Below are 18900 nucleotides of genomic sequence, written 5' to 3' on the forward strand. Positions count from 1 at the left end.
TGTTCATGATATGTTCTAATATAAAGCTAACGACGCCCCGGGAGTCAATCGAATTGGCGGGCCTTGGGATTCGTGAGCTGAATCAAAGGGATTCCAATATGGACGTGCAACGCAAGCTGGAAATCCTGGCGGACGCCGCCAAGTACGACGCGTCCTGCGCCTCCAGCGGCACCGAGAGGCGGGATTCCAGCGACGGCAAGGGCATGGGCTCGACCGCGCCCGGCATGGGTATCTGCCATTCCTACGCGCCGGACGGCCGCTGTATCTCGCTGCTCAAGGTGCTGCTGACCAACGCCTGCAATTACGACTGCCTCTATTGCGTCAACCGCGCCTCCTCCAACGTGCCACGTGCCCGCTTCACCATCGACGAAGTGATCAAGCTGACGCTCGACTTCTACCGGCGCAATTACATCGAAGGACTGTTTCTCTCCTCCGGGATCATCCGTAACCCCGACTACACCATGGAGCAGGTGGTGAGCGTCGCGCGAAAACTGCGCGAGGAGCATCACTTCCGTGGCTACATCCATCTCAAGACTATTCCCGAGGCCGACGATGCATTGATCTCCGAGGCCGGCAAATATGCCGACCGTCTCTCCATCAACATCGAGATGCCGCAGGAGACGAGCCTGCAGCAATTCGCGCCCGAGAAGGACGTGCGCGCGATCCGCCGTACCATGGGCCGGCTGCGGCTGAAGCTGGACGAGGCCGAGGAAAGCCGCAGCGCGAAGACGAAAGCCAAGCCGCAACGCTTCGCGCCGGCCGGCCAAAGCACGCAGATGATCGTCGGCGCCGACGCGGCTTCCGACCACACCATCCTCCACACCAGTGCCAATCTCTACGGTTCATACAGGCTGAGGCGCGTCTATTATTCCGCGTTCAGCCCCATCCCCGATGCCAGCCGCGCGCTGCCTCTGCGCGCGCCGCCCTTGCTGCGCGAGCACCGTCTCTACCAGGCCGATTGGCTGATGCGGTTCTACGGCTTCGACGTCGGCGAGATCGTCGACGACAGCGCGATGCTGCCGCTCGACATCGATCCAAAGCTCGCCTGGGCGCTGCGTCACCGCGACCGCTTCCCGCTCGATGTCAACCGCGCCAGCCGCGAGGAATTGTTGCGCGTGCCGGGCTTCGGCACCAAGGCGGTCGAGCGCATCATCGCGGCGCGCCGCACGACCACGATCCGCGTCGCCGACCTCGCGCGGCTGCACGTGCCCCGCAACAAGGCGCTGCCGTTCATCGTCCTCAGCGATCACCGGCCCGCGCCGCACCGCCTCGACGAGGCACGGCTGATCGAACGGTTCAAGCCGGCAACACAACTGGGATTTGGCTTCTGATGCAGTACATCATCCTCGAAAACGAAACCGATTTCGATGGCTGGCGCAAAGCCGCGCGTAGCCTCGTGCTTCATCAAATGAAGCCGGGCGACATCACCTGGGCCGTGCGGGGCGGCGAAGCGGAGCTGTTCGCGCCGCCCTCGCCGTCTCCGCTGCCCGCGGGTGGCGACGGCACCTTCAACGTGCCTGCAAAATTCGTCGAGCTCGCCAAGGCCGCGATTCTGCATCGCGATCCCGAGCGTTTCGCGATCCTCTATCGCCTGCTGTTTCGGCTGAAGGACAATCACGACCTCATCGAGGTCGCGACCGATCCCGATGTCGCGCAAGTCACGGCCATGGCAAAGGCGGTCTACCGCGACGAGCACAAGATGCATGCCTTCGTGCGCTTCCGCGAGATCGGCAGGGAACGCGAAGCGCACTACGTTGCGTGGTTCGAGCCGGAGCATCACATCGTCGAGCTCGCCGCGCCGTTCTTCGCCAAGCGCTTTGCCGACATGCCCTGGTCGATCCTGACGCCGGATTTGTGCGCGCATTGGGATGGCCACGCTCTCTCCTTCACATCAGGCGTCAGCAAGAGCGAGGCGCCGAGCGAAGACCGGCTGGAGGAAACCTGGCGGCGCTACTACGCCAGCATCTTCAATCCGGCCCGCCTGAAGGTGAAGGCGATGCAAACGGAGATGCCGAAGAAATATTGGAGGAACCTGCCCGAGGCTTCGATCATTAAGCCCCTGATCGAGGACGCCGAACGCATGACCGGCGCCATGATCGCCAATGCCGCAACCGATCCGCACAAGCCTCAAAAGCGGCCGGAGGCTCCGATGAAACGCAAGACCGCCACCGACGATCTCGAAGCGCTCCGCGAGGAGGCCGCTCACTGCCGCGCCTGCCATCTCTACAAGGACGCCACCCAGACCGTGTTCGGCGAAGGCCCGAAGTCCGCCAATATCATGCTGGTCGGCGAACAGCCCGGCGACAAGGAAGACCTCGCCGGCCATCCCTTTGTCGGTCCGGCCGGCCAGATGCTCGACCGGGCGCTGCAGGAGGCCGGCGTCGACCGCAAGAAGGTCTATGTCACCAACGCGGTGAAGCACTTCAAATTCGTGCCGCGCGGCAAGATCCGTCTGCATCAAAAGCCGAATACGCCGGAGATAAAGGCCTGCCGACAGTGGTATGAGCGGGAGGTCTCCGTTATCCAGCCCGATCTCATCGTCGCGATGGGCGCGACCGCCGCGCAGAGCGTGTTCGGCAAAATCACCCCGATCGGAAAGAACCGCGGCCGGCTCATAGACCTGCCCGACGGCCGCAAGGCGCTGGTGACGGTGCACCCGTCCTATCTGCTGCGGTTGCCCGATCCGGAGGCCAAACTGCTGGAATATCACCGCTTTGTCGAAGATTTGAAGATCGCCGCCGGCTTACAGAAGAAAGCCGCGCGCGCCGCCTGAATACTGGCGGGAAAACGGCTTTCAGGCGCCGCCTGTCATCCAGCCTTCAAATCCATCGGGGACAATAGCCCTTACAGAAAGTTAAGGGGCGTCCAGACATGACCGATGTTGCATTCGACCGCGCGGTAGCCGATCCCGCGCCGATCCAGCCGGCCTCGCGGCCAAATCTCGACAAGGGCTTCAATCCGCTGACACTGATCCTGTTCTTCGGCATCCTCGCCGCGGGCCTGCTCTACGTGGCCTACAGCATCTATTCCGATGTCGATGCGACCGGCACCAGGGTCACGAGCTACCTGCCTTATATCCTCCTTATCGTTGCGCTCCTGATCGCGCTCGGCTTCGAATTCGTCAACGGTTTCCACGACACCGCCAACGCGGTAGCGACCGTCATCTACACCCACTCGCTGCCGGCCGAAGTCGCGGTGATGTGGTCGGGCTTCTTCAACTTCCTCGGCGTGCTGCTCTCGTCCGGCGCCGTCGCCTTCGGCATCGTTTCGCTGCTGCCGGTCGAGCTGATCCTGCAGGTCGGCTCCAGCGCCGGTTTCGCGATGGTGTTCGCGCTGCTGATCGCCGCGATCCTTTGGAACCTCGGCACCTGGTATTTCGGCCTGCCGGCCTCCTCCTCGCACACGCTGATCGGCTCGATCATCGGCGTCGGCGTTGCGAACGCGCTGATGCGCGGCCGCGACGGCACCTCGGGCGTGGACTGGGGCAAGGCCACGGAGATCGGCTATGCGCTCCTGCTGTCCCCGCTGGTCGGCTTCGTCTGCGCCGCCGGCCTGCTGCTGCTGCTCAAGCTGATGATCAAGAACCCGGCGCTCTATGCCGCTCCTGAGGGTAACAAAGCCCCGCCGATCTGGATTCGCGGCCTGCTGATCCTGACCTGCACCGGCGTCAGCTTCGCCCATGGTTCGAACGACGGCCAGAAAGGCATGGGCCTGATCATGCTGATCCTGATCGGCACTGTGCCCACGGCCTATGCGCTCAATCGCGCATTGCCGGAGTCGCAGGTCGCCCAGTTCGCGAAGATTTCGGAAGCCGCCTCCAAGGTGATTGCGGCCAAGGGCGCCGGCCATGCGATCATCGGCGATCCCCGTCCTGCGGTGACGCAGTACGTCACCTCCCATCACATCAGCGAAGGCACCTATCCTTCGCTGGCAGTGCTGGTGAAGGATGTCGGCGAGCAGGTCGCGAAATACGGTTCGCTGAACAAGGTGCCGGCGGAAGTCGTCGGCAACACCCGCAACGACATGTACCTGACCTCGGAAGCGATCCGCTTCCTGATGAAGGACAAGGAAAACGACCTTAGCAAGGAAGAGGTCGCGACCTTGAACGCCTACAAGGGCGGGCTCGACAGCGCGACCAAGTTCATCCCGACCTGGGTGAAGGTTGCGGTCGCAATCGCGCTCGGCCTCGGCACCATGATCGGCTGGAAGCGCATCGTCGTGACCGTCGGTGAGAAGATCGGCAAGACCCATCTGACCTACGCGCAGGGTGCCTCCGCCGAGCTCGTCGCCGCGGCCACGATCGGCGCCGCCGACGTATTCGGCCTGCCGGTCTCGACCACCCACGTGCTGTCGTCCGGCGTCGCCGGCACCATGGCCGCGAACGGTTCGGGTCTCCAGGTCGCCACCATCAGGAACATGGTGATGGCCTGGGTGCTGACCCTGCCGGTCGCCATCCTGCTGTCGGGCACACTGTACGTGATCTTCTCGCGGATCTTCTGAAAGATCTCTCCACTCCCTCTCCCCGTTCTTACGGGGAGAGGGTTCGGGTGAGGGGCCGCTTCCGCGATCACGGTGAGAGACGGACTCGCGGAGAGTCCCCTCACCCGGAATTCAAGCTGCGCTTGAATTCCGACCTCTCCCAGCAAGCCGGGCGAGGTGAAGTAAGAGTCTTACGATGCCGCGAGCGCTTCCTCGACCAGCTTGACCCAGTACGACGTACCGTAAACGATCGCCTCGTCGTTGAAATCATAGGCGGGGTGATGCAGGCCGGCGCTGTCGCCATTGCCGCAGAAGATAAGGGCGCCGGGCCGCGCTTCCAGCATGTAGGCGAAGTCCTCGCCGGCCATTTGCGGCGGCATCTCGTACACTTTGGCGTCTCCGACGACCTGTTTGGCGATCCGACGCGCCACCTCGGTCGGTGCCGCGTGGTTGTTGGTCACGGGATAACTGTTGTTGTAGCGCAGGTCGATCTTGGCGCCACTGATCTGGGCCACGCCGGCCACGATTTCGCGCACGCGCTTCTCCACGAGCTTGCGCGCCTCCGCGGTCAGCACGCGGATCGTGCCTTTCAACTCCGCCGTTTGCGGAATGACGTTGCGGGTGTTGCCGGCGTGAAATTCGCAGATCGAGATGACGGCCGCGTCCAACGGATCGACGCTGCGCGCGACGATCGACTGCAGGGCCGTGATCACCTGCGCGCCGACCAGAACGGGATCGACGCATTTGTGCGGACGCGCCGCGTGGCCGCCGAGGCCCTCGATCCTAATGTCGACCGCATCGGTCGCCGCCATGATCGGGCCCTGCCGGATCGCGAACGCCCCGATCGGAATGCCGGGGGCGTTGTGCATGCCGTAGACCTGATCGATGGCGAAACGCTCCATGAGTCCATCCTTGACCATGGCCGCGCCGCCGGCACCGCCCTCCTCGGCGGGCTGAAAGATCACGATCGCATCGCCGGCGAAGTTGCGGGTCTCGGCCAGGTAACGGGCTGCACCCAGCAGCATCGCGGTGTGGCCGTCGTGGCCGCAGGCGTGCATCTTGCCCGGAATCTTCGAGGCGTAAGGCAGGCTGGTCTGCTCCTCGATCGGCAGCGCGTCCATGTCGGCGCGCAGACCGATCACCCTGATATCAGCGCTCGCCGGCCGCTTGCCCTTGATCACGCCGACGACGCCGGTCTGGCCGATGCCGGTCACGACCTCGTCGCAGCGGAAGTCGCGCAGGCAGTCTGCCACGAAGGCTGCGGTCCGGTGAACGTCGTACAGCAGCTCCGGATGCTGGTGAATGTCCCGCCGCCAGGTCTGGATGTCGGGTCGAAAGTCGACGACGCGGTTCACGACGGGCATGGCTTTCCTGGATCCTGACTGACACCTCCCTCGGTGGAGCAGGCAAGAGCGCTGGCAATTTCGACAGGCCCACCCGAAGGAGATCTTTACAACGTAAAGATACCTAAGGGTCGGACAGGGGCATCGTCAAGCCAAATCTTGACAGTGTCAAAATTGAAATGGATGTGACGGATCAAGAAAAATGCCCGGGGCAAGCCCGGGCAACGAAGGGATGGACGGGAATGACCTCACGCCGCGAGTTGGCCCTCCACCAGCTTGACCCAGTACGACGTGCCGAAGACGATCGCCTCGTCGTCGAAATTGTAGGCGGGGTGATGCAGGCCGGCGCTGTCGCCGTTGCCGCAGAAGATGAAGGCGCCGGGGCGCGCTTCCAGCATATAGGCGAAATCCTCGCCGCCCATCAGCGGCGGCATCTCGAGCACATTGGCTTCGCCCGCAACTTGCTTGGCAATGCGCTTCGCCACCTCGGTCTCCGCGGCGTGATTGACCACTACCGGATAATTGCGCTGGTAGCGCAGGTCGATCTTGGCGCCGGTGATCTGCGCCACGCCCGCGACGACCTCGCGTACGCGCTTCTCGACCAGCTTGCGCACCTCCGGCGACAGCGTGCGGATGGTGCCCCTCAGTGTCGCGGTTTGTGGAATCACGTTGCGGGCATTGCCCGCGTGGAACTCGCAGATCGAGATCACGGCCGATTCCAGCGGATCGACGCTGCGCGCGACGATCGACTGCAGCGCCGTGATGACCTGCGCGCCGACCAGAACGGAATCGACACATTTGTGCGGCCGCGCGGCGTGGCCGCCGAGACCCTCGATCATGATATCGACCTCGTCGGTCGCCGCCATGATCGGACCCGGCCGGATCGCGAACGAGCCCACCGGAATGCCCGGACCGTTGTGCATGCCATAGACTTGCTCGATGCCGAAGCGCTCCATCAGGCCGTCCTTGACCATGGCCGCTCCACCCGCGCCGCCCTCCTCGGCCGGCTGGAAGATCACCACCGCATCGCCGGCGAAGTTGCGGGTCTCGGCGAGATAACGCGCAGCACCGAGCAGCATCGCGGTGTGGCCGTCATGGCCGCAGGCGTGCATCTTGCCGGGAGTTTTCGAAGCATAAGGCAGGTTGGTCTGCTCCTCGACCGGGAGCGCATCCATATCGGCGCGTAGGCCGATGGCCTTGAGGCCCTCGCCGGCCGGCTTGCTGCCCTTGATCACGCCGACCACGCCGGTCTGGCCGATGCCCGTCACGACCTCATCGCAGCCGAACTCGCGCAGGCGGTCCGCGACGAATGCTGCAGTGCGGTGGACGTCATAGAGCAGCTCCGGATGCTGGTGGATGTCCCGGCGCCAGGCCTGAATATCGGGTTGAAGGTCGGCGACGCGGTTCACGATGGGCATGGAGGGTCTCAAGCTTTGTTGAAAATGCAGGCCTGTCTACCATGCAAGCACCAGTCCACCCAACTGGCGCGGATCGGGGTGTAGCCCTGACTCACAGGCATGGCCGGACTTGTCCCGGCCATCCACGTCTGACTATTAGAACGGAAAGCTCGTGGATGCCTGGGACAAGCCAGGGCACGATTCCTGTTGGGTGGAAGAAGAATGCCAAGGCGGCTCGAAGGTGAGTTTGACTACATTGTCGTTGGGGCCGGCACGGCGGGCTGCATCGTCGCCAACCGGCTGTCGGCCGTTTCCAGCAATCGCGTCCTCGTCCTCGAAGCCGGCGGCGACGACAACTGGATCTGGTTCCACATTCCCGTCGGCTATCTCTTCGCCATCGGCAATCCGCGCTCGGACTGGATGTTCAGGACCGAGGCCGAGCCCGGCCTGAACGGCCGCTCGCTCGCCTATCCTCGTGGCAAGGTGATCGGCGGCTCTTCGGCGATCAACGCCATGATCTCGATGCGCGGGCAGGCCGCTGATTACGATCACTGGCGCCAGCTCGGCATGACCGGCTGGGGTTATGACGACGTGCTGCCGCTGTTCAAACGGCTCGAGGATCACTTCCTCGGCGCGAGCGAGCACCACGGCGCCGGCGGCGGCTGGCGCATCGAGGCGCCGCGGCTGTCCTGGGACATCCTCGATGCCGTGGGCGACGCGGCCGAGGAGATGGGCATCAAGCGCATCCCGGATTTCAATACCGGCGACAACGAAGGCACCAGCTATTTCCACGTCAATCAGAAGCGCGGCCGGCGCTGGTCGTCGGCGCGCGGCTTCCTCAAGCCGGTCCTGAACCGGCCCAATCTGCGGCTCGAAAAGCATGTGCTGGTTGATCGGCTGATCGTCGAACAGGGCCGCGCCGTCGGCGTGCGCTTCATCCAGAATGGCGAGATCGTCGAGGCGCGTGCGAGGCGCGAGGTGATCCTCTCGGCAGGCGCGATCGGCTCAGTGCAGGTGCTGCATCGCTCCGGCCTCGGGCCGGCCGACTGGCTGTCGCCGCTCGGCATCGATATCGTGATGGACAAGCCCGGCGTCGGCCGTAATTTACAGGATCATCTCCAGCAGCGCGCGATCTACAAGGTCGAGGGCGTGCGCACACTGAACGAGACTTATTACAATCTGCTCCGCCGCGGCCTGATGGGGCTCGATTACGCGTTCCGTCGCCGCGGGCCGTTGACCATGGCGCCGTCGCAGCTCGGCATCTTCACCCGCTCCGATGCGACGCGCGCACGCGCCAACATCCAGTTCCACGTCCAGCCGCTGTCGCTCGACAAGTTCGGCGATCCTCTGCACCGCTTCCCCGCGATCACGGTGAGCGCCTGCAATCTCCAGCCGACATCGCGCGGCACCGTACGTCTGCGTTCGGCGGCGCCGGACGAGAAGCCCATCATCGCGCCGAATTATCTTTCAACGGATGACGACCGCCAGGTCGGCGCCGATGCCATCCGCACCACCCGCCGCCTGATGCAGCAGAAGGCGCTGGCAAAATATCGCCCGAGCGAATATCTGCCCGGCCCCTCCGTCGGCGACGACGATGCCTCGCTCGCGAAGGCCGCCGGCGACATCGGCACCACCATCTTCCATCCCGTCGGCACCGCGAAGATGGGCGCGGTGAGCGATCCGATGGCGGTGGTCGACGAACGCCTGCGCTTCTACGGTCTCGGCGGCCTTCGCATTGTCGATGCCTCGATCATGCCGACCATCACGTCGGGCAACACCAACACGCCGACTGCGATGATCGCCGAGAAAGGCGCGACGATGATTTTGGAGGATGCGAAGTGAATGCATAGCCCCGATGGGGCGTAGCGAAATCCGGGAGAGGACGCTCGATTGGTCCCGTATTCCGCTGCGCTCCATACGGGCTACGCGTCCAACCACCTCACGAAAACGTCATCGCGTCCGGGAATAACACCCCCGCTCCCCCAATCACCTCCCCGAAGCCCAATTCCGGGCGGAGTGGAGCTGCGCGATGAGCGGACACGATCACGGCGAGGACGGCTTAAGCCGCCGCAAGGTGTTGGAATGCATGACCTGGGCCGGCACCGGAGTGCTCTGGACCATCACTGGGGGCGTGCCGCGCTCGCTCGGCATCATCGATTCCGCGCAAGCTGCGACCGCGGCCGCGCCCGGAATGACCTTCCTCCAGATCAGCGACAGCCATGTCGGCTTCGACAAGCCGGCCAATCCCAACGCGCTCGGCACGCTCGAGGAAGCCATCAACAAGATCAACGCGATGCCGGTCAAGCCGTCGTTCATGATCCACACTGGCGACATCACGCATCTGTCGAAGGCCGCCGAATTCGACAATGCCGATCGCATCATCTCGCAGAGCAAGCTCGACGTGCATTACGTGCCCGGCGAGCATGACTTCCTCGACGAGGAGGTGAAATTCTATCGCGAGCGCTACGGCCGCGGCACAAAGGGCGCAGGCTGGTATTCGTTCGACGCTGGCGGCGTGCACTTCATCGGCCTCGTCAATGTCGTCGACCTCAAGGCCGGAGGCCTCGGCAATCTCGGCGCCGAGCAGCTCGCCTGGCTCGAGGACGATCTGCGCGGCAAGTCGAAATCGACGCCGATCGTGCTGTTTGCCCACATCCCGCTCTGGACGGTCTACCCCGAATGGGGCTGGGGCACCGAGGACGGCGCCCGCGCGCTGGAACAGGTGAAAGGCTTCGGTTCGGTCACCGTGCTGAACGGGCATATTCACCAGGTGATGCAGAAGGTCGAGGGCAACGTCACCTTCCACACCGCCCGCTCCACCGCCTTCCCGCAGCCGGCACCCGGGGCTGCCCCCTCGCCCGGACCGATGAAGGTCGAGGACGCAAAGCTCCGCGCGATGCTCGGCGTTGCCAGCATCAACTTCAAGCAGAACGAGCAGCGGCTCGCGATCATCGACACGCCGCTCCAGGGTTGATGCAGGGCTAACGGAAGCTGACAATGAAGACACTCAATCGCCGCGACTTCGGTGTCGCTTTGGCCGCGGCCATGCTGTTACCCGCCACAACCGCCCGTGCCGACGACATGGAGGTGCATATCGACAATTTCGTCTTCCAGCCGGCCGAGCTCAAGATCAAGGTCGGCACCACCGTGACCTGGACCAACCGGGACGACATCCCGCACACCGTGGTGTCGGCCGGCAAATTCAGGTCCAAGAGCCTGGACACTGACGACAAGTTCTCGTTCACCTTCACCAATGCGGGCGACTACAAATATTTTTGTTCTCTGCACCCGCACATGACGGGGATGATCAAGGTTGAGTAACATCTCGAACCAAGGCATCAACGTCTTGCCCGGCCGGTGGTCCCACGCCGGCCGGGCTCGTGTGCCTTCGGTCACACACAGAGACAAAACGAACAGGGACGAGACGAACAGCGACGACACGACTCAACGCGCAGAACAAGAGGCAAAGCGAGGAGCGATGCCCGTTAACGACGATTTGCAGAAGGCGCAACGCTTCCGCGAGGCGGCGCTGCCCTATCTCGACGACGTCTACACGCTCGCGCGCTATCTCTTGCGTGACGCCTCCGATGCCGAGGACGCGGTGCAGGAGTGCTATCTGCGCGCTCTGAAGCATTTCGATAGCTATCGCGGGCCGGCGATGAAGCCCTGGCTGTTCGCGATCCTGCGTAACGTCTGCAATGCCGAATATGCACGCCGCGCACACAGGCACAGCGCGATCGAGGATACCCCCGGCGCTGCCGAGCAGACGCCGATCTGGCAAGAGACCGAGGCAAGCCCGGAAACCGAAGTGCTGCGCAGCCGCGATGCGGGCGCGATCCGCAAGCTGATCGACGCGCTCGCCGAACCGTTCAAGGAAACATTCGTGCTGCGGGAGATCAACAACCTGTCTTATCGTGAAATCGCAGAGGCCGTCGGTGCACCCGTCGGCACCGTGATGTCCCGCCTCGCCCGCGCCCGCGCCATGCTGCGCGCGGCCTGGACGGCGGATGAGGAGCAAGCAAGATGACCTGCGACGAAGCAAGAATCCTGCTTCACGCGCTGCTCGACAATGAGCTCGATGCCGGCCACGCGCGCGAGGTCGAAGCCCATATCGCCAGCTGCCCGGCCTGCGCTGCGGAGTTTTCGGCCCAACGCGACATGCAGCGCGTGCTTGCGGATGCCGATTTGCGCTACACCGCACCGGCGAGCCTGCGTGCGCGTATCGAGGCTTCGCTGCCGCAGCCGCAGCGTCAACAGCCGAGCCGCCGCTCCGTGCTGCGCGGCTTTGCGATGGGCTCGGCAGTCTCCGCGCTCGCCGCCTCCGGCGTCGTCGCATTGGTGCTGCGCCAGGACGACCAGCAGCGCATCCTGTCGGAGGTCGTCTCCGCGCATCTGCGCTCGCTCCAGGCCGGCCACCTCATCGACGTGGTCTCCACCGACCAGCACACGGTCAAGCCGTGGTTCAACGGCAAGCTCGACGTCGCCCCGCCCGTAATCGACCTCACCGCGCAAGGTTTTACGCTGGTCGGCGGCAGGCTCGACTATATCGACGCCCGTGCCATCGGCGCGGTCGTCTACAAGCGCCGGCAGCACGTGGTCAATCTGTTCGTGTCGCAGACATCGAACGCGGAATACCGCGCGCCCAAGACCGAAACCATGCAGGGCTTCAACTGCCGGCGCTGGGGCAATCGCGGCCTGAACTTCTGGGCCATCAGCGATCTCGGCGCCGACGAGCTCGCCGAGTTCGTCGAGAAGTTCGAGGCGGCGATGAAGGCCAATGTGGAGGGATAGCGGCGCATCCCGCAAGTCAGACTCACAACTTTTGATTGCGAGCTCGGGAGAGCGCTGCTAATTCAAGCGCCATGATGCGCCCTCTCCTTCTTGCCGCAGCGCTTGCCTGGACGATCGCCGCTTCCGGGCCGGCAGCAGCCCGCGACGGACTCGCCACCACGATGCGGGCCGTCCTCTACGAGGAAGACGTGAGCAACCCGAAGGGTGATCGCGCAGAAGGAAAGATCACTTGGCGGATAGAACCGACGACCGATGCCTCCGCACCATCAGGCGATGTTACGATACGCGGGAATGTCGAGGTGCCTTCGCGGAACCTGCAGATGACGCTCTCCATCCGGCGCAATTTCGACCCCGCACTGCCAGCCACCCACACGGTGCAGATCGATTTCGCCCCGGACTTCGCCGCCGGCAGGATCAAACAGGTCATGGGCCTTCTGATGAAGGCCAACGAGCAGGCCAAGGGAGCGCCCATTGCCGCGCTGTCGGTGAAGGTCGACGACACGCATTTCCTGATCGGCCTGTCCGCTGTGCCGCAGGACGCGGCAAACAATTCGCTTCTGATCCGAAGTAGAGCCTGGATGGACATCCCGATCGTCTACGCGACGCAACGCCGCGCCATTCTTGCGGTCGAGAAGGACGGCAACGTCCTGGCGCTCTTCAATACGGTGTTTGCCCATTGAGGCGGGCACCTCCCGCGGCCCTCGATCACATCGAAGTGGCGAACAAGATTGAAGCCGCCTGAGCGCCTCGGCCTTACGCCGACCGCCGCACCGCGTTGTCGACCAGCGTCTTGCCGAGCGACCAGATCGCGCCGGGGACCTTGTGGCTGCCGGCGATGACGTCGTCGAAGGCGCGCTCGATCCAGCCGCAATCTTCTTCGGTGATGGTGAGCGGCGGCAGAAGCTTGATGGTGTGGCTGCCATGGCCGGCGACCTGCGTCAGGATCTTGTGGTCCTTGAACAGCGGCACGGTGATGAGCTGGCAGAACAGGCCCTTGTTGGCTGCCTCCAGCACGTTCCAGGACGCCCGCAGCCGCAGCGATTTGGGCGGGCCGAACTCGACGCCGATCATCAGGCCCTTGCCGCGGACTTCCTTCAACAGCTCGTAGCCGGGCACCATGCGCGTGAGCGCGAGGCGCAGCTCGGCACCGCGCTTGGCGGCGGACTCGATCAGCTTCTCGGCCTCCATGATGTCAAGCGTGGCGATGCCCGCAGCCATCGCCAGGTCGTTCTTGGAGAAAGTTGAGCCGTGCACGACTGCACGGTCCATCTGGTTGAAGATCTTGTCGAAGATGCTCTTGCGCGTCAGCACCGCGCCGACCGGCACGTGGCCGCCGGACAGCGACTTCGAGAGCAGCACCATGTCGGGCTCGACGTTCCAGTGCTCGACCGCGAGGAAGCGGCCGGTGCGGCCCATGCCGGTCTGGATCTCGTCGGCGACGAACAGCGTCCCGTATTTCTTGCAGAGCGCAGCCGCACCCGGCAGGAACTCGTCGGTGGGCATGTTGACGCCCTTGCCCTGGATCGGCTCGACGACGAAGGCCGCCACCTCGCGCGAGGCCAGCGCCTTTTCAAGAGCGGCGAGATCGTTGAACGGGATCGAGGTGCAGCCCGGCAGCAACGGCTCGAAGCCGGTACGGAAGTTCGAATCACCGGTCAGCGACAGCGCGCCATAGGTCAGGCCGTGATAGCCGTGGGCACAATAGACGATCCCCGGACGGCCGGTGGCGCCGCGGGCGAACTTGATCGCGGCTTCGACGCATTCGGCGCCGGAATTGGCGAAGAAGGCCTTGTCGAGATAGGGGACGTACTTCAAAAGCCGCTCAGCGAGCACGCCGGCAAGCACCGAGACGTCGAATTGGACGAGGTTCGGCAGGTCGGCATCGAGCACGCTCTTGAGCGCCTCACGCATGACAGGATGATTGCGCCCGATCGCAAACACGCCAAAACCGGACAAGAGGTCGAGATAGCGCGCCCCGTCGCGGTCGTAGAGGTACTGCCCCTGCCCCTTCTGGAAGCCGACATCGTAGCCGATGGTCTTCAGAACCCGAACGAACTGCTCGTTCAGATGCCGATTATGCAGGGCGCTGCGCTGGGCCTGGCGGTCCGCGAACAGCTGAGACATGTCTGGATTTGGGCTGTGCATCCGCTACATACTTCGGTTGAGGGCCGTCTCGTCAACTGAAAACGGAACGTCGCTGAAAACGGTCTGTGCGGCCTTTTGCCCTTTTTCGGACCATCTTCGCAAGCAGAGCTTTAGACCATGTTGCACTGCCAAGGAACTATCATGCGTTTAGCCCTTTACACCGGACTAATACTGGCTGGCGGTTACACCTGCCTGGCCCCGGCGCTCGCCGCCGATCCGACCGGCGACTGGCGGGTTGCCGACGGCGTTGCCAACATTCGTGTCGCCCAATGCAATGGCAGCATGTGGGGCGCGGTTTCCTGGGAAAAACAGCCCGGCGGCCGCGACGAGAACAATCCGGACGCGTCGAAAAAGACCCGGCCCACGCTAGGCATGGCGACCCTGATCGACATGAAGAAAAAGCCCGGCGCCGAGCAGTGGGAAGGTCAGGTCTACAACGCCAAGGACGGCCAGCTCTACAGCGCGACCATCACGCCGGTTGGCACCGACCAGCTCGAGATCAAGGGCTGCGTGATGGGGTTCCTGTGCGGTGGCGAGACTTGGACCCGGGTCAGCCCCCCGATTCCCTTGAGCTCCGCCAACGCCATGGCCAAGGGCGCGCCGAAGCCCGCCGGCGCGGCACCGAAAGCCCCGGGAACGACAGGTACTACAGCGGCGCAGCCTGCGCCCGCAGCCCCGAAGGCCGCCGGCAGTGCCAAACCCGGTCAGAAGGGCGCCGCCGACCAGGTCGGCGACATCTGCCTACTCCCTGAGATTGCGGGGTTTGCCCATTAGGGCGGGCTGAAACAGCAGCACGGCGGCGAGCGTCGTCACCAGCGACAGCGCGAGCAGCTTGCCCATGCTGGACGTGCCGGGATGGCTCGACAGCCAAAGGCTGCCGAACGCGGTCGCCGTTGTCAGCGCGCTGAAAAATATCGCGCGCGTCAGGCTGGTCTGGAGCAGGTTTGTCCTGCCCGAGCGCCAGGCCACGACATAGTAGATCTTGAAGGCCACGCCGACGCCGAGCAGCAGCGGAAACGCGACGATATTGGCGAAGTTGAGCGGCAAGCCGATCAGCACGCAGATCTCGAGCGTCACCGCGCCGGCCACCAGCAGCGGCACCAGCGTCATCAACACGTCGACGAACCGGCGCAGCGTGATCCACAGCAGCAGGCCGATCACCAGCAGCGCGTAGATTCCCGCATGGATGAACGCCTTCACCACGGTGTCGCCGGATTTCAGGATCGAGACCGGACCGCCGATCGCGGTCGGCTCGGCAACGAGCACCGCCGCCGCAAATTTGCGCAGCGTGTCGTTGTCGTTGGGATCGCCCTTCGGCAGCGCCTCGACCCGGATGATGCCGTCCTTGCTCTTCCAGGCGCTGACGAGATCTGCCGGCAATGACTTCAGGGTAACCGGCTCGGCTTGCATCGCGTTCCGGAGCTGGTCGAACACGATCTTCATCGGCGCGACGAACACGTCCTGCGCCTTGTTCCGCGTGGCTTCATCGCCATTGGCGAGCTTTTCCAGCGCGTCAGCGAGCCGACGCGAGGCGACCGCACCCGGGCCCTTCGCATCGCCTGCGGTCCGGCGCAGATTGTCGACCGAGGATTTCAGCGCATCGACGTTTTCCTTGTCCGTGGGCGCGGCGTCGATCTGGTCGGGATTGAGCGCGGGGTTCAGCACCTTGGCGCCCTGCGCGATCAGCTTCAGCTTCGGCGCCTGGTCTTCGGGAACGAAGCTGTTGAGCGACATCACGCGCAACACCTCCGGCACCTTCTCCAGCTTCGCCTCCACCTGCCTCGCCTGCTCTTCCGACGTGGTCATCACGTTGATGGCATTGGCGCCAGTGTTGGGATCCTTGCGCAAATCGAGGAAGGTCGCGATCGACTCTGCCTTCGGGTTGCGCAGGTTCATCGGGTTGAAGTCGAACTTCATGTAATAGAGCAGCGGCAGGCCGGCGACCGCCAGAAACATCGTACCGCCGACGACCAGCACCCGGTGCTTCTCCAGGAAGTGATCGAGCGGCGCCAGGAAGGCGTAGCCGACCGGCTCCTTCTCGCCGGGCGGGTTCAACAGCTTCAGCATCGCCGGCAGCACGGTGATGCTGGTGACGAACGCGACCAGCATGCCGACGCCGGCGATCTGCCCGAGTTCGGCAATACCCTTGTAGTCGGTGGGGATGAAGCAGAGGAAGCCGGCCGCGGTCGCCATTGCCGCCAGCGACAACGGAATTGCCGAGCGCTTGGCAGCCAGGATCAGCGCGCCCGAAAGGTCGTTGTGCTTGTAGCGCTCGGAGCGATAGCGGACGCTGTACTGAATGCCGAAATCGACGCCGAGACCGACGAACAGCACGGCGAACGCGATCGACAGCAAATTGAGCGAACCCACCATCATCAGGCCGGCGGCGGTTGTCAGCGCAAGACCGACGAAGAGATTGACGAACACGGCGAAGATGATCTTCGCCGAATGCAGCGCCAGCCAGAGGATGAGCAGCACGACGAGAACCGTGCCGATGCCGTTGACGACGGCGCCTTCCTGGACGGTTGCGTATTCCTCGTTGGCGATCGGGACCGGCCCGGTCAGCCGGACCCGCGCCTGGTATTTGGTGGCAAAGTCCAGATCGGCTGCGGCCTTGCGGATCGCGTCGGTTGCGCCCTTACCGGGCTCCAGCGCGTTGTAGTCGAGGATCGGTTTGAACTCGATGAAGGCGCGCTTGTCCGAATCCGTCAGCGGCTCGTCACTGACGAGCTCACGCCAGGAGAAGGTCGCATTGCCCTTGTTGAGCACGGTCTCGACCGTTTGCGCGATCTGGTTGAAGGGCCGCTCGGTGTTGTCGAGCTTGACCTGCCCGCGCTTGACGCCGGCAAGTCCCGTTTCCAGCGCCCCGGTCAGGCCGCGGATCGAGGGATCGCCTGCCATGATCTCGATCAGAGGCGCGGCGGATTCGAACTGGCTGGTGACCTTTGCGACTTCCTCTGTCGGCAGGAACAACAGGCCATTCTTCTCGAAGAACTCGCCGGTGCCGAGCTGCTGCACCGACTGGAAGTCTGTCTTGTTGTCCTTCAGCTTGGCATAGAGCGCGTCCGAGGCCGCGGTCGCCATCTCCGGCGTTTTGGCTTCGACCACCGCCGTAATCGTCGCATCGCGGTCGAAGGCGCGATCGAACTGCTGGTCGCGTTGGCGCCAGTCCAGATTTTGGGCAATCAGCGAATTGATATCGGTGTTGATGGCGAAATGCCGGGACGTGTAATAGCCCGCCCCCACCGCCAGCAGGAGCCCGAGAATGACGACGAGGGAGGCAAACCGGGTGCAGGCCCTGACGATGGCAACGACGACGCTTTGCAGCACTACTTTTCTTTCTGCGGTTAACAGCTTGCCGGAAACGCCCGCTGTTTAACGGAGTTCCCGGCCGAAACCTATTGCTGTTTTGAGTGGTTATCGCCGTCAGAAGGTTCGAGGTAAACGGCGGAAGACCATGGCGAAATCATGCGGGGCGGTCGGTATAGCCGGGGAGTTGAGGCGGGAAAGTGACGAAGGCGCAAACACCGATATCACCGCTTTTCTGACCAAACATCCCTCTACTATAATACCGTAAAAGTGATCCCAGAGGAACCAAAGTTCATTCCACCTTTCCTTGCTGCCGATTTTTTGACACAAAGTATTGCGCCTCCATGCACGGGGCCCCGACAGGGGTGGGCGGCTACCGCGTGAGCGAAACCGGTGGTGCGGATATTGCAACTCATTGGTTCGTATCGGGGTGTCCCCTGAACTTGAGAGCGGATTGGTGCAACTTGCGTGATGGGCGTCCAATGGAAGTTTATCTGGCGCAACCGCGCGGCTTTTGCGCGGGGGTGGTACGTGCGATCGAGATCGTGGAACGGGCGCTGGAGAAGTACGGCCCGCCCGTCTACGTGCGCCATGAGATCGTGCACAATAAGTACGTCGTCGAGAGCCTGAAGAACAAGGGCGCGATCTTCGTCGAGGAACTGTCGGAGGTGCCGCCGAAGGCTGTGACGGTCTTCAGCGCTCATGGCGTCGCCCGCAGCGTCGAGGAAGAAGCGGCCGCGCGCGACCTTCCGGTGCTCAATGCCACCTGCCCCCTGGTCACGAAAGTTCACAATCAGGGGAAGCGCTACATCGCCAGGGGCCGCACCCTGATCCTGATCGGCCATGCCGGCCACCCCGAGGTCGAAGGTACGATGGGCCAGGTTCCCGCGCCCGTACTGTTGGTCCAAAGCGTTGAAGAGGTTAAGGCCCTTGAGCTGCCGGCGGATACGCCAGTGGCCTACATCACCCAGACCACCCTGTCTGTGGATGACACAAAGGACATCATTTCGGCCCTGCAGGCCCGCTTTACAGATATTCAAGGCCCGGATATCCGGGATATCTGCTATGCGACACAGAACCGCCAATCTGCGGTAAGGGACTTGAGCAAGCTGGTCGACGTGATCTTGGTGGTGGGCGCTGCCAATAGCTCGAATTCGAACCGGCTCCGCGAAATCGGCACTGAGGCCGGTGTCGCGAGTTATCTGATTGCCGACGGCAGCGCGCTCAATCCGGAGTGGTTGAAAGATGCCAGAACCGTCGGTGTCACGGCCGGCGCTTCGGCGCCCGAGGTACTCGTGGATGACGTGATCGAAGCGATGCGGCGGATCGGACCGGTCAAGGTCTCGGTGCTTCCGGGCCGCGAGGAAAACATCGAATTCCGGCTTCCGGCCCAACTGGCTGCGAGCTGACCCACCCGAATTTCAAGCCCAGAAAGA

15 protein-coding genes are annotated in these 18900 nt (G+C 63.6%); 11 read left to right on the top strand and 4 right to left on the bottom strand.

Annotation, left to right across the window (positions count from 1 at the left end):
* Positions 1-98: 98 nt before the first annotated feature.
* From AC0L30_RS08785 to AC0L30_RS08795, 3 genes are all read left to right on the top strand, one after another.
* Positions 99-1331, top strand: coding sequence for a putative DNA modification/repair radical SAM protein (locus tag AC0L30_RS08785; protein WP_219684817.1), 1233 nt, complete (start codon positions 99-101; stop codon positions 1329-1331).
* Positions 1331-2773, top strand: a complete 1443-nt coding sequence (locus AC0L30_RS08790) for a UdgX family uracil-DNA binding protein (RefSeq protein ID WP_219684816.1) — start codon at positions 1331-1333, stop codon at positions 2771-2773. Before AC0L30_RS08785 ends, AC0L30_RS08790 begins: the two co-directional genes overlap by 1 nt.
* Positions 2774-2871: 98 nt before the next feature.
* Complete coding sequence (locus AC0L30_RS08795) at positions 2872-4500, top strand: inorganic phosphate transporter (protein WP_007593607.1); 1629 nt, start codon at positions 2872-2874, stop codon at positions 4498-4500.
* 170 nt (positions 4501-4670) lie between these two features.
* On the opposite strand, the gene AC0L30_RS08800 is transcribed toward AC0L30_RS08795, so the two are convergent.
* On the bottom strand, positions 4671-5843 hold the full coding sequence (locus AC0L30_RS08800; RefSeq protein ID WP_007593608.1) for a M20 aminoacylase family protein: 1173 nt from the start codon (positions 5841-5843) through the stop codon (positions 4671-4673).
* Between the two features lie 227 nt (positions 5844-6070).
* Positions 6071-7240, bottom strand: a complete 1170-nt coding sequence (locus AC0L30_RS08805; RefSeq protein ID WP_007593609.1) for a M20 aminoacylase family protein — start codon at positions 7238-7240, stop codon at positions 6071-6073.
* Between the two features lie 201 nt (positions 7241-7441).
* Between AC0L30_RS08805 and AC0L30_RS08810 the strand changes: the two genes are divergently transcribed.
* The 6 genes from AC0L30_RS08810 (at position 7442) to AC0L30_RS08835 (ending at position 12690) form a co-directional block, all read left to right on the top strand.
* Positions 7442-9061 carry a GMC family oxidoreductase gene (locus AC0L30_RS08810; protein ID WP_007593610.1) on the top strand — a complete coding sequence of 540 codons (1620 nt, stop codon included), beginning with the start codon at positions 7442-7444 and terminating at the stop codon, positions 9059-9061.
* A gap of 187 nt (positions 9062-9248) precedes the next feature.
* Positions 9249-10193: a metallophosphoesterase family protein gene (locus AC0L30_RS08815; protein ID WP_007593611.1), complete on the top strand. Its 945-nt coding sequence runs from the start codon at positions 9249-9251 to the stop codon at positions 10191-10193.
* A 23-nt stretch (positions 10194-10216) separates the two neighbouring features.
* Positions 10217-10540, top strand: coding sequence for a cupredoxin domain-containing protein (locus AC0L30_RS08820; protein ID WP_007593612.1), 324 nt, complete (start codon positions 10217-10219; stop codon positions 10538-10540).
* Positions 10541-10697: 157 nt separating this feature from the next.
* Positions 10698-11246, top strand: a complete 549-nt coding sequence (locus AC0L30_RS08825; RefSeq protein ID WP_007593613.1) for a sigma-70 family RNA polymerase sigma factor — start codon at positions 10698-10700, stop codon at positions 11244-11246.
* Positions 11243-12010: an anti-sigma factor family protein gene (locus AC0L30_RS08830; RefSeq protein ID WP_007593614.1), complete on the top strand. Its 768-nt coding sequence runs from the start codon at positions 11243-11245 to the stop codon at positions 12008-12010. Before AC0L30_RS08825 ends, AC0L30_RS08830 begins: the two co-directional genes overlap by 4 nt.
* A 71-nt stretch (positions 12011-12081) precedes the next feature.
* Positions 12082-12690 (top strand): hypothetical protein, encoded by a 609-nt coding sequence (locus tag AC0L30_RS08835; RefSeq protein WP_051058409.1) that lies wholly within the window; start codon positions 12082-12084, stop codon positions 12688-12690.
* A gap of 73 nt (positions 12691-12763) precedes the next feature.
* Here AC0L30_RS08835 and hpnO read toward each other — a convergent pair whose 3' ends face one another.
* Positions 12764-14155: an aminobacteriohopanetriol synthase HpnO gene (gene hpnO / locus AC0L30_RS08840; RefSeq protein WP_007593615.1), complete on the bottom strand. Its 1392-nt coding sequence runs from the start codon at positions 14153-14155 to the stop codon at positions 12764-12766.
* 141 nt (positions 14156-14296) lie between these two features.
* Between hpnO and AC0L30_RS08845 the strand changes: the two genes are divergently transcribed.
* A complete protein-coding gene (locus AC0L30_RS08845) occupies positions 14297-14929 on the top strand; it encodes a DUF2147 domain-containing protein (RefSeq protein WP_007593616.1) in 633 nt (210 codons plus the stop codon).
* Here AC0L30_RS08845 and hpnN read toward each other — a convergent pair.
* On the bottom strand, positions 14897-17485 hold the full coding sequence (hpnN, locus tag AC0L30_RS08850; RefSeq protein WP_007593617.1) for a hopanoid transporter HpnN: 2589 nt from the start codon (positions 17483-17485) through the stop codon (positions 14897-14899). The genes AC0L30_RS08845 and hpnN overlap by 33 nt on opposite strands.
* Before the next feature lie 461 nt (positions 17486-17946).
* On the opposite strand from hpnN, the gene ispH reads away from it, so the two are divergent.
* Positions 17947-18873 (top strand): 4-hydroxy-3-methylbut-2-enyl diphosphate reductase, encoded by a 927-nt coding sequence (gene ispH / locus AC0L30_RS08855; RefSeq protein WP_219684809.1) that lies wholly within the window; start codon positions 17947-17949, stop codon positions 18871-18873.
* Positions 18874-18900: the final 27 nt, after the last annotated feature.

This window comes from Bradyrhizobium sp. MI1.11, assembly GCF_055811255.1.